At 51.6% G+C, this 13,751-nt stretch carries 12 protein-coding genes and 1 tRNA gene; 6 read left to right on the top strand and 7 right to left on the bottom strand.

Annotated features, from left to right (window positions below):
* Positions 1–3: 3 nt before the first annotated feature.
* From proB to rplU, 4 genes are all read right to left on the bottom strand, one after another.
* Positions 4–1,143 carry a glutamate 5-kinase gene (proB, locus tag P8S54_RS12835; RefSeq protein ID WP_009097317.1) on the bottom strand — a complete coding sequence of 380 codons (1,140 nt, stop codon included), beginning with the start codon at positions 1,141–1,143 and terminating at the stop codon, positions 4–6.
* A gap of 81 nt (positions 1,144–1,224) precedes the next feature.
* Positions 1,225–2,421, bottom strand: a complete 1,197-nt coding sequence (cgtA, locus tag P8S54_RS12830; RefSeq protein WP_281442040.1) for an Obg family GTPase CgtA — start codon at positions 2,419–2,421, stop codon at positions 1,225–1,227.
* A 141-nt stretch (positions 2,422–2,562) separates the two neighbouring features.
* Positions 2,563–2,820, bottom strand: coding sequence for a 50S ribosomal protein L27 (rpmA, locus tag P8S54_RS12825; RefSeq protein ID WP_009097313.1), 258 nt, complete (start codon positions 2,818–2,820; stop codon positions 2,563–2,565).
* 29 nt (positions 2,821–2,849) lie between these two features.
* Positions 2,850–3,161, bottom strand: a complete 312-nt coding sequence (gene rplU, locus P8S54_RS12820) for a 50S ribosomal protein L21 (RefSeq protein ID WP_009097311.1) — start codon at positions 3,159–3,161, stop codon at positions 2,850–2,852.
* A 285-nt stretch (positions 3,162–3,446) separates the two neighbouring features.
* Between rplU and ispB the strand changes: the two genes are divergently transcribed.
* The 6 genes from ispB (at position 3,447) to P8S54_RS12790 (ending at position 12,069) form a co-directional block, all read left to right on the top strand.
* Entirely contained in the window at positions 3,447–4,451 is a 1,005-nt protein-coding gene (gene ispB, locus P8S54_RS12815) for an octaprenyl diphosphate synthase (protein WP_281442039.1), read from the top strand.
* Positions 4,452–4,563: 112 nt separating this feature from the next.
* Positions 4,564–4,640 (top strand) — tRNA-Pro (locus P8S54_RS12810).
* 485 nt (positions 4,641–5,125) lie between these two features.
* On the top strand, positions 5,126–6,667 hold the full coding sequence (locus tag P8S54_RS12805; protein ID WP_281442038.1) for a class I SAM-dependent DNA methyltransferase: 1,542 nt from the start codon (positions 5,126–5,128) through the stop codon (positions 6,665–6,667).
* The gene (locus P8S54_RS12800; RefSeq protein ID WP_281442037.1) at positions 6,660–7,907 is read left to right on the top strand and encodes a restriction endonuclease subunit S; all 1,248 of its coding nucleotides are present in this window, start codon (positions 6,660–6,662) and stop codon (positions 7,905–7,907) included. Before P8S54_RS12805 ends, P8S54_RS12800 begins: the two co-directional genes overlap by 8 nt.
* A 2-nt stretch (positions 7,908–7,909) precedes the next feature.
* Positions 7,910–8,929, top strand: coding sequence for an SIR2 family protein (locus P8S54_RS12795; protein ID WP_281442036.1), 1,020 nt, complete (start codon positions 7,910–7,912; stop codon positions 8,927–8,929).
* Complete coding sequence (locus P8S54_RS12790; RefSeq protein WP_281442035.1) at positions 8,926–12,069, top strand: type I restriction endonuclease subunit R; 3,144 nt, start codon at positions 8,926–8,928, stop codon at positions 12,067–12,069. Before P8S54_RS12795 ends, P8S54_RS12790 begins: the two co-directional genes overlap by 4 nt.
* Positions 12,070–12,287: 218 nt before the next feature.
* Here the strand turns inward: P8S54_RS12790 and P8S54_RS12785 are convergent, their stop codons facing one another.
* The 3 genes from P8S54_RS12785 to P8S54_RS12775 form a co-directional block, all read right to left on the bottom strand.
* On the bottom strand, positions 12,288–12,593 hold the full coding sequence (locus P8S54_RS12785; protein ID WP_281442034.1) for a hypothetical protein: 306 nt from the start codon (positions 12,591–12,593) through the stop codon (positions 12,288–12,290).
* Positions 12,590–13,324, bottom strand: coding sequence for a hypothetical protein (locus P8S54_RS12780; protein WP_281442033.1), 735 nt, complete (start codon positions 13,322–13,324; stop codon positions 12,590–12,592). The genes P8S54_RS12785 and P8S54_RS12780 overlap by 4 nt, the downstream gene beginning before the upstream one ends.
* A gap of 184 nt (positions 13,325–13,508) precedes the next feature.
* A complete protein-coding gene (locus P8S54_RS12775; protein WP_281442032.1) occupies positions 13,509–13,676 on the bottom strand; it encodes a hypothetical protein in 168 nt (55 codons plus the stop codon).
* Between the last annotated feature and the right edge of the window lie 75 nt (positions 13,677–13,751).

Here is a 13,751-nt window from a genome sequence, read left to right as displayed (position 1 = left end):
CGGTTAAACAACGACTAAGTTATCGCGGTGGATCAACTCGTGAGCTTCTACGTACCCCAGGATTGCTTCAATCTGGTGGCTTGGCTGGCCTGCTAACTGGCGTGCTTCCTCAGCCCCATAGTTGACCAACCCTTTGGCCACGCGCGTGCCCTGCTCATCCACGCACAGCACCATATCACCGCGCTTAAAGCTGCCCTGCACTTCGCGCACGCCCACTGCCAGAAGGCTAGAGCCTTTGCCACGCAGTACGTTCACCGCGCCGGCATCTAGCACCAAGGTGCCCCGTACCTGCAATTGCCCCGCCAGCCAACGCTTGCGGGCGGCGATAGGTGCCTGGTCAGGCCGCAACAAGGTTCCCAGCGCTTCGCCTGCCATGACGCGAGAAATAACGTCTGGCTGGCGACCACTGGCAATGACCGTGACTGCGCCAGAACGGGCCGCGAGCTGCGCCGCGCGTATTTTGGTGCTCATACCACCACGCCCCAAGGCCCCACCACTGCCTGCCACAGCGGCTAGCCGTGGGTCGTCAGCGCGCCCTTCGGCAATCATCTGAGCATTGGGGTCGTGGCGAGGGTCGGCGTCAAACAGCCCCTCTTGGTCGGTAAGCAGCAGCAGTGCATCGGCTTCTAACAGGTTGGCAACCAGCGCGCCGAGGGTGTCGTTATCGCCAAAGCGAATCTCGTCGGTGACGACGGTATCGTTTTCATTGATGACCGGTACCACGCGCATCTCGACCAAGGTACGCAGCGCCGACAGCGCGTTGAGATAGCGCTTGCGGTTAGACAGGTCATCGTGGGTAAGCAGAATCTGAGCCGTTAACATGCCGTGGCGAGCAAAATGCTGCTCGTAGCACTGGGTAAGGCCGTTCTGGCCTACCGCTGCGGCGGCTTGAAGCTCATGGACAGCGCTGGGGCGCGCTTGCCACCCCAGACGCACCATACCGGCGGCAACCGCGCCGGATGAGACCAGCACGACCTCGATACCCTGCTGATGCAGCGTGGCAATCTGGTCGACCCAGCCACCAATCGCCACCTCGTCCAAGCCACGGCCATCGTTGGTGAGCAGCGCACTACCAATTTTAACCACTACCCGGCGGGCGCTGCTTAACGCCTCCCGGCCGGGCAACTGCTCATTGCTTTCCACGTCGCGACTCTCCCAAGCCTTTTCGCTCACAGCATTGCTTCCGTTAACCCTGTTGACGCTTCCCACTCAACCGAGGGTCGGTTATGGGGCGTACTCTACCTCGACATCGTAATCATCATCGTCGAAATCGTCGTCGTCTTCGTCATCGTCATCGTCCCGCTTACGGCGGCGGCCAAGACGCGCTTCCGTACGGGCTACTGACTCCTCTTCCATGCGGCGGCGCATTTCCTGCTCGCGGGCATGAGCTTCTTCATCTTCATTTTCCAGACGCTGCTGCTCGGTCAGCCAGCGATACGCCGCCTGAACTAGCTTATCGGTGCCGTCGTTGCTGATGGCCGAGATGCGGAATACCGGGCCATCCCAGTTCAAGGCATCAATAATCGCCTGGGCGCGGGCTTCGCGCTCATCTTCTGGCAGCAGGTCAAACTTGTTCAGCACCAACCAACGGGGCCGCTCAGAGAGCGCCGGAGAGAACTGACCAAGCTCGTGAATAATCGCCTGCGCTGCTTCCACCGGGTCGGACTCATCGAAAGGTGCCACATCCACCACGTGGAACAGCAGACGCGTGCGGGTCAGGTGCTTCAAGAAGCGTAGCCCCAGGCCCGCGCCGTCAGAGGCACCTTCAATCAGCCCCGGTACGTCGGCCATTACAAAGTGCTCGTGCATGCCCAGCTTCACCACGCCCAGGTTAGGCACCAGGGTAGTGAACGGATAGTTCGCAACTTTGGGCTTGGCCGCAGATACCGAACGGATCAGCGTAGACTTACCCGCATTCGGCATGCCCAGCAGGCCAACATCGGCCATTACCTTCATTTCCAGGCGCAGGTTACGGCGGTCGCCTTCGGTGCCCGGCGTGGTGCGGCGTGGAGCACGGTTGGTGGAGGATTTAAAGTGAATATTCCCCAACCCACGACGGCCACCTTCGCCCACTAATACCACCTGACCGACATCAGTGACATCGGCGATGACCTCAAGGGTATCCTCATCAATCACGGTGGTACCCACTGGCACTTTCACGTGCAGGTCTTCACCGGCTTTACCACTCATCTGACGGCCCATGCCACCCTGGCCGTTTTCAGCTTTATAAAAACGCTGAAACTTGAAGTCAATCAAGGTATTCAGCGAATCATCACCAATTAGGTAGACGCTGCCACCATGACCGCCATCCCCGCCATCGGGGCCACCCTTGGGCACATATTTCTCGCGGCGAAAGCTCAGACAGCCATTGCCGCCTTTACCTGCCTCAACAATAATCGAGGCTTCATCGACGAACTGCATTGGATTCTCCCGGCCGCTTCCGCCGCCCTAACTGCAATATCCCGCCCGTTGATAACGGACAAAAGGGATCGAAAAGACAAAAAAGCCCCGCCATGGCGGGGCTTTTATTTCGTCATCTTCATTCTGCGCAACAAGTGTTACTTAGGCAGAAACGATGCTAACGAATTTACGGTTGTTCGGACCTTTGGTCTCGAACTTCACGAAGCCGTCGTTCAGAGCGAACAGCGTGTGATCACGGCCTAAGCCAACGCCAGTGCCTGCATGGAAACGTGTGCCACGCTGACGAACGATGATGCTACCTGCGCTGGCCGCTTGGCCACCGAACAGTTTCACACCTAAGCGTTTGGACTCGGAATCGCGACCGTTGCGCGTGGAGCCGGCTGCCTTTTTATGTGCCATTGCAAAATCCTCCTAAAGGAAATAGCTGCTTACGCAGAAATTCCGGTAATTTTGACTTCAGTGAACCACTGACGGTGGCCCTGACGCTTCATGCTGTGCTTCCGGCGACGGAATTTGATGATCGTTACTTTATCGCCACGGCCGTGGGAAACGATCTCAGCAGACACTTTGGCACCGCCGATGAAGGGCGCGCCAATGTTTACGTCGTCGCCGTCTGCAACCAGCAGCACTTCATCAAACTCAATCGTTTCGCCGGTAGCGACTTCGATTTTTTCGAGCTTGAGGGTTTGACCTTCTTTAACACGGTACTGTTTGCCACCGCTTTTAATAACTGCGTACATGTCGCTCTCCGGACTTGTCGTTAATGCCGGTTACGCCCCGCGTAACCAACGCTCATCGCCTTCCGCTCTTATTGACCTGCTGCGAGTGGCGCCCCTTTTGGCAGCCATCTGACAGGGAGCATGATGAGTGGGTCGCGAATTATAGCGACTATCGTTGTCTACCACAAGGCTACAGGGCATTGTCAATTAGACATCACACCATGAGCGCTTAGCTCTACCTTGACGCCTCACAACCAGCCCCATAGCATGACTCCAACTACCTTACCCCCGCGATGAACGGAACCCATGACAGCCAACGTCTCCAAAACCCCGCCTGCCAGCCCAACGCCTTCACCGCTGCACGCCGTGGTGGCCGACGACTTTGACGCCGTAAACCGCACCATTGTCGCGCAGTTGAATTCTAAAGTGCCGCTGGTCGAAACCATCGGCCAATACATTATTGAAAGTGGCGGCAAACGCTTACGCCCATTGCTCGTGCTGCTGGCTGCTCGCTCCCTTGACTATCAGGGCGACAAACACATCACCCTGGCCACCCTAATTGAGTTCATGCACACCTCCACCCTGCTTCACGATGACGTGGTGGACGAGTCACACATGCGGCGTGGCAAAAAAACCGCCAACGATGCCTGGGGTAATGCACCTTCGGTACTGGTGGGCGACTTCCTTTATTCGCGCTCATTTCAAATGATGGTCGATGTAGGTTCCATGCGCATCATGGCGATTCTTTCCAGCGCTACCTGCATTATCGCCGAAGGGGAAGTGCTGCAACTGACTAACATTGGCAACCCCAGCATTTCTGAAGCGGACTACTTTGAAACTATTCAAGGTAAAACCGCCATGCTGTTTGAGGCCGCCTCCCACAGCGGTGCCGTACTTGCAGACGCTACACCTGACCAAGAGCGCGCCCTGCAGTATTACGGCCGTTATCTAGGCCTCGCCTTCCAGCTCATCGACGACCTGCTGGACTACCAAGGCGATGCCGAAGCCATGGGTAAAAACGTTGGCGACGACTTAGCAGAAGGCAAACCTACCCTTCCACTGATTCATGCCATGGAACGCGGCACGCCGGAACAGGCTAAGCTGATCCGTCAAGTGATTCGCCAGGGTGGGCTTGAGCAGCTCAACGAAGTGCTTGAGATCATCAACGCCACCGGTGCGCTGGAATATACCCGTGCACGCGCCGTTGAGATGGCCAACAAAGCCCTAGCCGAACTGGACGCCCTGCCCCCCAGCCCCTACCGTGATAGCATGGCGCACATCGCACGCTTAGCGGTTGATCGCAAAGCATAAAGTCCGCGCAACAAAGCAACGGAGCACGTAAAAAGAGGCTTGAAAAAAGCCCTTCGCCTGCGTATGATTCGCTCCGTTGTTAAGCGCTGCCTAGCACTGTTTAAGCAACGTTCGGAATATAGCTCAGCTTGGTAGAGCGCTGCCTTCGGGAGGCAGAGGTCGTAGGTTCGAATCCTGCTATTCCGACCAAAGAATTCAATAAAAACGGCCACTTAGCTCATTGAGCAGGTGGCCGTTTTTTGTTACTCCCTTTTCTAGGTGACATATAGGTGACAAACGTCTCACTTAATAGACCAGCCCCCACCCTGTTGCACATTTCAGGCACTCGACAATCTGAACGCTACTACCATATGAGCTGATCTACCGGCGCACCTTCATTACGTAACCTTCCACCTTCCTACTAAAATGCCAGCTGGCTCTGCAATACACTGTATCGCCCCATCAGCCAAACTTGTTGTTCTATTAGGCTTTCACCTGAATTGCTACGCAAGTCAAAATATGGCCTAGGCGTATATTCATCAGCAACCCTATATGTTGTTATATTGTTATCTTTAACCGTCAGCCTAAGTTAGCTGCGGCAGCATTCTCACTGCCGTGGCTGCACTATTGCTAAAGCCCGTTATTGTTCAAATGTCGGCACGCCCTCTGCCACCCGACATAAATTAGGAAATCTAATGTCTGATCTGCGCACTTCCGACCTAGGCTTTGAGGCCGACCTGTTCAAAGCCGCCGACCGACTGCGCGGCAACCTTGAGCCCTCCGAATACAAACACGTCGTTCTCGGTCTCGTTTTCCTGAAATACATTTCTGAAGCTTTTGAGGCTTACCATGCCGATCTTGCCAAAGACGAGTACGCTGACCCCGAAGATCCAGAAGAATACCTCGCAGAGAACATCTTCTGGGTACCACAAGAAGCCCGCTGGACACATTTACGCAATAACGCCCGCGACCCCAATATCGGTAAAATCATTGACGATGCAATGGAGTCGATTGAACGCGTTCCCGCCAATGAAAAGCTGAAGGGCGTTTTGCCAAAGAATTACGCCCGTCCGACTCTGAATAAGGAAATGTTAGGCGACCTGATTGATCTGTTCTCCAAGATCGATATGCGCAAGCAACAGGAAGACGCACGCGACCTACTGGGCCGTGTTTATGAATACTTCTTGGCGGGTTTCGCATCATCAGAAGGCAAACGTGGCGGTGAGTTTTTCACACCGCGCTCGGTTGTCCGCACATTAGTTTCCATGCTGGAGCCGAAACAGGGTCGCGTCTATGACCCTTGTTGTGGTTCGGGTGGCATGTTTATCCAGTCTGAGAACTTTATCGAAGACCACGGTGGTCGCCGTGATGATATTTCAGTTTATGGGCAAGAGATCAACCACACCACATGGCGGTTGGCTATGATGAACCTTGCCGTTCAGGGTATCGATGCAGAGATTAAGTGGAATAACGAAGGTTCCTTCATCCGCAATGAGCTTCAGTACCTACGCGCTGACTATATCCTAGCCAATCCGCCTTTCAACATCTCCGATTGGGGTGGTGAACGTCTAGCCGAGGACCCTCGCTGGGAATTCGGCAGGCCCCCTAAGGGCAATGCTAACTATGCGTGGCTGCAACATATCCTTTACCACCTTGCACCTCGTGGTACTGCCGGTGTTGTACTCGCCAATGGTTCGATGTCATCTCAGCAATCGGGAGAGGGCGATATTCGTCGCGCAATGATCGATGCGGATAAGGTGGATTGTATGGTCGCGCTGCCGGGACAGCTATTTTATTCCACACAAATTCCTGCCTGCCTGTGGATTCTCGCCAATGACAAATCCGCCAACGGCCACCGCGACCGGCGCGGAGAGATTCTATTCATCGATGCTCGCAACATGGGCCATATGGTCGATCGCGTGCGGCGTGACTTTGGCGAGACCGAGATCGAGAAAATAGCTAGCACATACCACCGCTGGCGCGCCAAAACGCCCGAGCTAGCTTATGCGGACGAGGCTGGCTTCTGCGCAAGTGCAGACCTAGAGACTATTCGAAAACATGACTATGTCCTAACCCCTAGTCGCTATGTAGTGGCCGCGGATGAGATAGATGACGGGGTATCGTTTGAAGAGAAGTTTGCCCAGCTCACTGCGAAGCTGTCAGATCAATTTGAACGGGCAGATCTTCTTAAAAACGCGATATCAGAGCAACTTTCACTGGTGCGCAAAAATGATTGATTGGCGGCCCTCAACTTGGGGCGACGAAATAGCTCTGGAATACGGTAAAGCTATTCGCGGCTATCAAGACGCAGTAGGCGACTACCGAGTATACGGCACGAACGGCCCTGTAGGTTGGACAAGCGACTATTTGACTGCAGGACCAGGAATTATTCTTGGTCGAAAAGGAGCCTACCGAGGAGTTAACTTTTGCACTGAGCCGTTTTGGGTAATCGACACGGCTTATTATGTTCGCCCCCTCCACGATCAGTTAGACATGCGATGGCTTTTTTATGCCATTCAGCATCATAAACTCGGCGAGATTGATGATGGATCGCCCATTCCTTCGACAACTCGCGCAGCAGTGTATGTTCGCGATCTTGATGTACCACCCCTACCCGAACAAAGAGCGATCGCGAAATGCCTGCTAGTGTACGACGATAAAATCGATTTAAACCTACAGACGAATAAAACGTTGGAATCGATGGCAAGGGCGATATTCAAGGATTGGTTTGTCGATTTTGGACCTACTCGCCGCATTGCTTCAGGTGAAACTGACCCAGTTGCAATTCTTGGTGGCCTGCTACCCGATAGTGCTCAAGCTGCGGCTGTCACTTCGCTTTTTCCAAAAAACCTAGGAGCCAATGGCCTACCAGAGGGATGGGAAGAACGTGAGATAGGAGATCTTTGCCAAATTGTTGGAGGCGGTACCCCAAGCACCAAAGAACCAATTTTCTGGGAAGCAGGCACACACCTTTGGGCGACCCCAAAGGACCTGTCAAAACTTACAGGCATGTTCATTCGGGAAACCGAGCGCCGCATAACCGATTTAGGCCTTGCGAAGATCCGCTCAGGTTTGTCACCTAAGGGCAGTGTCCTTATGTCTTCCCGCGCCCCCATTGGTTATGTCGCCATAGTAGAAAAGCCTATGGCTATAAATCAAGGCTTCATTGCAATGCAGCCAGCTCCAGCCCTCCCAACCGAATTTGTCTATTTCTGGACGCTTGAAAATCTTGACCTGATCAAAGCCAACGCAAATGGATCAACTTTCCAGGAAATCAGTAAAAAGAATTTCCGTCCACTAAAGGTGAATCATGCAAGTGCTGATGTGCTGGCAAAGTTTTCTAAAGTTGCAGGTGCTTTGCTGGAGATGATACGTAACAACGAACAGGAAAATCAAAGCCTAACTGCTATTCAGGACTTGCTCCTTCCCAAGCTCATGTCGGGGAGGCTACGCCTTGAACACACGGAGGGCAGCTAGGAATGGAGTATTTCAAGCAGAGGTTCATTGAGGAGCTAAATGACGAAGGCGACATTGAAATCAGAGGTATTACCTGGAAACGACATGATGCACTCAAGCTTCTCGACGACTCAGCCGAGGGTGAACTATTCAATGAGTGGGTTAACCAAACGATCGAAGAAAGCAAAGAACGGGCGCTGAGTTTCCTAGCCGAAAACGGCTGCCTTGATCGCTTCAGAAGTCTTTATCGGCTTCATAAGCAAACAAATATTATTCCGTTTGTTGGCGCAGGCATGTCAATTGATAGCGGAGGTCTAAGGTGGGGTGACTTTTTAAAATCTCTGCTATCAGATTCTCCAGAATCTTTACCTACAGTCGAAGACTTTCTAACTGCACAAGACTATGAAAGTGCAGCTCAGTTTGTAGCCGACACTTTAGGCATGCCAGTTTTCAATGAGGAAATAAGAAGCAAACTGGGTGTTGGTTGCCTTGGGACAATTGGACCAATAAATCTAATGCCTGCTCTATTTGAAAATGGCGTGATCACAACGAATTTTGACTACGTCTTATATCGCGCTTTTGAAAACGGTGACGTACCTTTCAAATCTGAACTCTGTGGCTACGAACTTAAAGAGGCTCCACGGAGAATTGCGAACGAACCACACTGCCTTCTTCGTCTGCATGGCTCAGCTGAGTCTTCGGTAGGCCGAATTCTTACAAAATCAGAATACGAAGCAAACTACGAAGACAACTCACAACTTGCAGATGTACTAGATAAGCTAATAGGCACGCGTGGTTTTCTATTTTTAGGATGCAGCCTAGATACTGATAGGACCTACTATGCGCTTTGCCAGCTAAAAGAACGAGCACAAGCTGAGCCTACTCCCCACTACGCATTTCTCCCATTATCGGAAAAAGATAATCGTTTAATACGAAGAAAATTTTTGGCAGCAGCAGGTATTCACCCGATTTACTACCCAGACGGGGAAGATAGCCAGTCTATAGAAGATCTGTTGATTTCTATGTTGCAGGGGGGCGTATGAGCATAATTAACGAAGACCTCGTCGAGCAGGCTGCGCTGGAAATTCTACATGAACAGGGCATAACTTTTTTAGGCGCTAATGTTATTGCCCCGGACGGCAGCGCACCGGAGCGGTCGTCACATGGTGAGGTGCTTTTGCTAGAGCGGCTCAAATTAGCAATTGCGCGACTCAATCCGGCCATTCCGGAAGATGCTCGACTGAGCGCGCTGCGCAAGGTAACAGTAGCCGAGACACCAAGTCTTGTTGAAGAGAACCGCCGGATTCATGCGTTGCTTGTTAATGGCGTTGATGTCGAATATAGGGCAGAAGATGGTGCCATCAAGGGCGACAAAGTTTGGCTAGTCGATTTCGATGATCCAGCCGCCAACGATTGGCTAGTAACAAACCAGTTCACTGTAATTGAGGGCAAATACAAACGCCGCCCCGATATAGTCGTGTTCTTAAACGGTCTGCCGGTAGCTGTCGTAGAGCTTAAGAATGCGTCAAGTGAAGCAACAACAATTGAGGATGGATTCGCACAGCTTCAGACCTACAAGCAGCAAATTCCTTCCCTATTTCGTACTAATGTTGTGTTGATTAGCTCCGATGGACTATTGGCACGTATAGGATCGCTGACAGCGAGTGAAGAGCGCTTTATGCCATGGCGCTCGGTCACTGGTGAGGTCGGAGATTTCACGCCAGCAGGCCCCCATGAAATGGTCACGCTACTGCAGGGCGTTTTCGATCAGGAAAGATTTCTGGCGCTGTTGCGTGATTTCACAGTGTTTGGTGATGTTGGCGAAGGGCCGTTTAAAATCATTGCGGGTTACCATCAATTTCATGGTGCGCGAAAAGCGCTAAACAGTGCAATTGAAGCCACGTCACCGGAAGGCGATCGCCGTATTGGGGTAATCTGGCACACACAAGGCTCTGGCAAATCATTTTTAATGGCATTCTTTGCAGGACTATTGGTGCGCAATGCAAAGCTCAATAACCCTACGCTTATAGTACTTACGGATCGCAACGACCTTGATGACCAGCTATTTCAGACGTTTTCTCTTACTAAAGATTTAATCCGTCAGACACCTGCACATGCTGAGAGCCGCGAAGAACTACGGGAATTGCTGGCGCGACGATCGGGCGGCGTCATTTTCACAACCATGCAGAAATTCTCGCCTGAAAAAGATGAGGAACGGTTTCCCACGCTTACCGACCGGCGAAATGTGATTGTCATCGCAGATGAAGCACACCGCAGTCAGTATGGACTAAATGCCAAGGTTAATACTAAGACGGGCGAGCGCAAATATGGCTACGCCCATTACGTACGCCAAGCTTTGCCAAATGCGTCTTTCATTGGTTTCACCGGCACGCCAATTGAAACGGCTGATGTAAACACGCCAGCCGTTTTTGGTGATTATGTCGATATCTATGACATTACACGCGCAGTAGAAGATAAAGCAACGGTCCCAATATACTACGAGAGCCGTGTAGCTAGAATCGAACTGGCAGAGGATGAGAAGCCCAAGATCGACGAAGAAATCGCCGAAATTCTTGAGGATGAAACGTTATCTGACCAGGAGAAGGCTAAAGCTAAATGGAGCACTGTAGAAGCATTAGTTGGGGCTGATAAACGCCTTGGACAGATTGCTTCAGATTTGGTGAAACACTTAGAGGCGCGGACAGAGGCTCTGGGCGGTAAAGCCATGGCCGTATGCATGAGCCGCCGAATTTGTGTGGCCCTCTATGACTCAATTGTTGCCCTCCGTCCTGAATGGCATTCGGATGACGACAAAGCAGGCATTATTAAAGTTGTTATGACGGGCTCTGCCTCTGACCCGGTAAGCTGGCAGAACCATATTGGTAACAAAAAACGCCGTGATGATTTGGCAAAGCGCGCGCGCGATCCTGATGACCCATTAAAACTAGTGATAGTGCGTGATATGTGGCTAACAGGGTTCGATGCACCTTGCATGCACACAATGTATATAGATAAGCCTATGCGCGGCCATGGCTTAATGCAGGCTATCGCCCGTGTTAATCGGGTATTCCGCGATAAGCCTGCTGGGTTGGTAGTTGATTATATTGGCATTGCACAGAACCTTAAAAACGCCTTAGCGCAATATTCAGATGCTGACCGTGAAAGAACTGGCATCGATGAAGAACAAGCCATCGCTTTGCTTGCTGAAAAGCTTGATGTTGTACGCGCTATGTTCGCTGGTCACAATTACCAAGCTGGACTTGAGGGTATGGCACAGAAGCGACTCAAGGCGCTAGGGGATGCGATAGATTGGATCGTCGGGCAACAGGCAAAAGCCGCTCAACGAAAGCCGGTTGAAGCCGACAAGAGAAAAGAGCTTTCGCGTTTTCAAGATGCAACACTTGAGCTTTCACGTGCCTTCGCTTTGGCCTCTTCGAGTGACCTGGCAAGTGAAATTAAAAACGAAGTTGGTTTTCTTCAGGCAGTTCGCGCGGCTATGGCCAAGACCACCGTCAAGGGTAAGTTATCTTCCCGAGCCAAACAGTTTGCTATCGAGCAGCTGGTCAACAAAGCAGTAGCAGATGCAGAGATTGTCGATATCCTCAAGGCTACTGGCATTAAGGCGCCTGATATCTCGATCTTATCAGATGAGTTCTTACTTGAAGTCCAGTCGATGGAGCGCAAAAACCTCGCTCTTGAGGCACTGAAGAAGCTGTTGAATGGCGAGATTAAAAGCAAGGCTAAACACAATGTGGTGGAAAGCCGTGCTTTTAGCGAACGCCTTGAGCAAGCTGTGATTCGCTATCACGCGAACGCTATTTCTACCGCCGATATGATCCAAACCCTTATAGATCTAGCGAAGGATATGAAGGCATCAGCTGCAAGAGGCGAGGCGGAAGGCTTGTCTGATGAAGAGCTAGCCTTTTACGATGCGCTTGCCCAAAACCAGAATGCCGTTGAAGCAATGGGCAACGATCAGCTTCGGCTAATTGCACATGAATTGTTGGAGCAGGTTCGAAAGAACGCTACCGTGGATTGGCACAAGAAAGAAAGTGCTCGTGCGCGAATGCGGATTTTAGTGAAACGCATCCTTAAGAAATACGGCTACCCGCCCGACCTATCGCAACAAGCGGTGCAAACAGTGCTTGAGCAAGCGGAAACAATTCTGCGGGAAATTCGCTGAGAGAGGAAATGTAAATACAAGAAGCAAGATGCAAAGCGATAGATATTCAGAGGCTGCATTAACTGTGTGCAGCCGCTGAACACATCACGACATTATAGCTACCTGATGATCAAGCGATGTGCCAATAAAAAGACATGCTGGATCGTCTAGTAGCAGGTAGAAACGCCCAGGAAACCAGATTGTTCTTCCCAGCGCCTGCTTTATTTAGTGGACATTCCTTAATGAATAATATTTGCAGATGAAATAGCACTGCTTCTTACCCGTTGATTTATGGCCATGGATAGCGACAAGCGGTTAGCCAGTTCCTCTGCAGTTGGTGAACGGCCAAGCTGAGACTTTAATTCTTCACCGAAGCGTTGATTCGCAATGTATAACCAATTAGTTACGTGCTGGTGCTGAGATGGTGTCAGTGTTGCTGCAACCCCGGCATCGACTCCAGCTACGATTAGGCCTGGGAAGCCATACTTGGCTTCCAGTGCGTCGATCTCTTGAAGTTGCTCACTGGTGTAGTTGGGGGTGGTCATTGGGCGTTACGCTCCCTATCGTTTTGTTTGTGAATGTCTTTTACCTGCCGCTGGCGCTCTGTAAGCCAAACTGACTCTTTAGCAGTCTGCGCCTCATATTCCGCTGATAGCCGCTCAAGTTCCTCGTCCGTTACGCCACCCTCTGGCTCTGGGGGCTCCAACATGGCTAGCTCTGCCCGGACGCGCTGCTGTACCGATATCGGTATAGCAAGACCTTCACGCTCGAAAAGTTCGGCGCATTCAATTGCCCGCATCCCTTCTGCATCTGCTTTGTCGAGAAGTGTGGCTATATGGGTAGCAACATAGGTTGGTAGCACACTGAGGCGTTCTTTCTGGTCAATTAGGGCACTGATTCGCCCCATCGAACGATCAATCAGACGCTCAAAGTCAGGCCGCTCTCTCTTGGTTGTCTTACCATCACTACCCGTACGCATCTCTGTAAGGATCAAGTCAGCGGCACTCACTTCACCGTATTCACAGCGAGCATCCCATCGAACTTTCTCCTGTAATGCTGAGTGAAGGCGAGCCTCTTCCAGCTCAATCAAAGCTTCGATGCGCTGAGGGGATGTAGCACCTGGGATCACCCGCTCGGTGATTTCCGCTGGGTGGTATCGGGCATAGGCACCATGCTTACGCGCGCGTTGGTTGCCAGGCCCGGCAGGAATCAAATTCGCTAGGCTGGCTGGATGCTCACCACGGCCGTTTTGCTTCACCCGGCGCTTCTTAGCCACAATAGCACCTGTTAAGTAACAATTTGTAACATATTATTTAGCATCGTCTTTACAGTCAACGCGTAAATATTATTTTAATTATAATAATCAATATATTAACTTTAAAAGTAACACCGAATTGACAGCGTATTAGATGCCACTCTGCCCCCCACATACCAAAGAGCGCGGATCAGAGATAGCACCATTAACTTGCGTCGAGTGCTATCTGTAAGTCCTCCTGGGAAAGCGCAGCAAGCTCACTGATTTTTTCAGCAATCGCATGTGCCACTCCGCATTCACTGGCCAGTAAATAGCCTGCGAACTCATGGATAGCTTCCATGCGAGACTGTTGCAGTTCAATGACTTCATTCATAAAACACTATTCCTATACTAGTGGGGTCATTTTGGATGTTTCTAGTTTCACATTTCTCAAGAACAACTAACCGGG

Origin of the sequence: Halomonas sp. M1 (assembly GCF_029581375.1) — a bacterium.
In the GTDB taxonomy this organism is placed as follows: Bacteria; Pseudomonadota; Gammaproteobacteria; order Pseudomonadales; family Halomonadaceae; genus Vreelandella.
Note: the sequence above shows the minus strand (reverse complement) of the source record. Positions and strands in the feature narration are given on the sequence as shown.

Coding starts and splice junctions, on each gene's coding strand:
- cgtA (WP_281442040.1), bottom strand. CDS start 2,421: ATGCAGTTCGTCGATGAAGCCTCGATTATTGTTGAGGCAGGTAAAGGC.
- rpmA (WP_009097313.1), bottom strand. CDS start 2,820: ATGGCACATAAAAAGGCAGCCGGCTCCACGCGCAACGGTCGCGATTCC.
- rplU (WP_009097311.1), bottom strand. CDS start 3,161: ATGTACGCAGTTATTAAAAGCGGTGGCAAACAGTACCGTGTTAAAGAA.
- ispB (WP_281442039.1), top strand. CDS start 3,447: ATGACAGCCAACGTCTCCAAAACCCCGCCTGCCAGCCCAACGCCTTCA.
- P8S54_RS12805 (WP_281442038.1), top strand. CDS start 5,126: ATGTCTGATCTGCGCACTTCCGACCTAGGCTTTGAGGCCGACCTGTTC.
- P8S54_RS12800 (WP_281442037.1), top strand. CDS start 6,660: ATGATTGATTGGCGGCCCTCAACTTGGGGCGACGAAATAGCTCTGGAA.
- P8S54_RS12795 (WP_281442036.1), top strand. CDS start 7,910: ATGGAGTATTTCAAGCAGAGGTTCATTGAGGAGCTAAATGACGAAGGC.
- P8S54_RS12790 (WP_281442035.1), top strand. CDS start 8,926: ATGAGCATAATTAACGAAGACCTCGTCGAGCAGGCTGCGCTGGAAATT.
- P8S54_RS12785 (WP_281442034.1), bottom strand. CDS start 12,593: ATGACCACCCCCAACTACACCAGTGAGCAACTTCAAGAGATCGACGCA.
- P8S54_RS12775 (WP_281442032.1), bottom strand. CDS start 13,676: ATGAATGAAGTCATTGAACTGCAACAGTCTCGCATGGAAGCTATCCAT.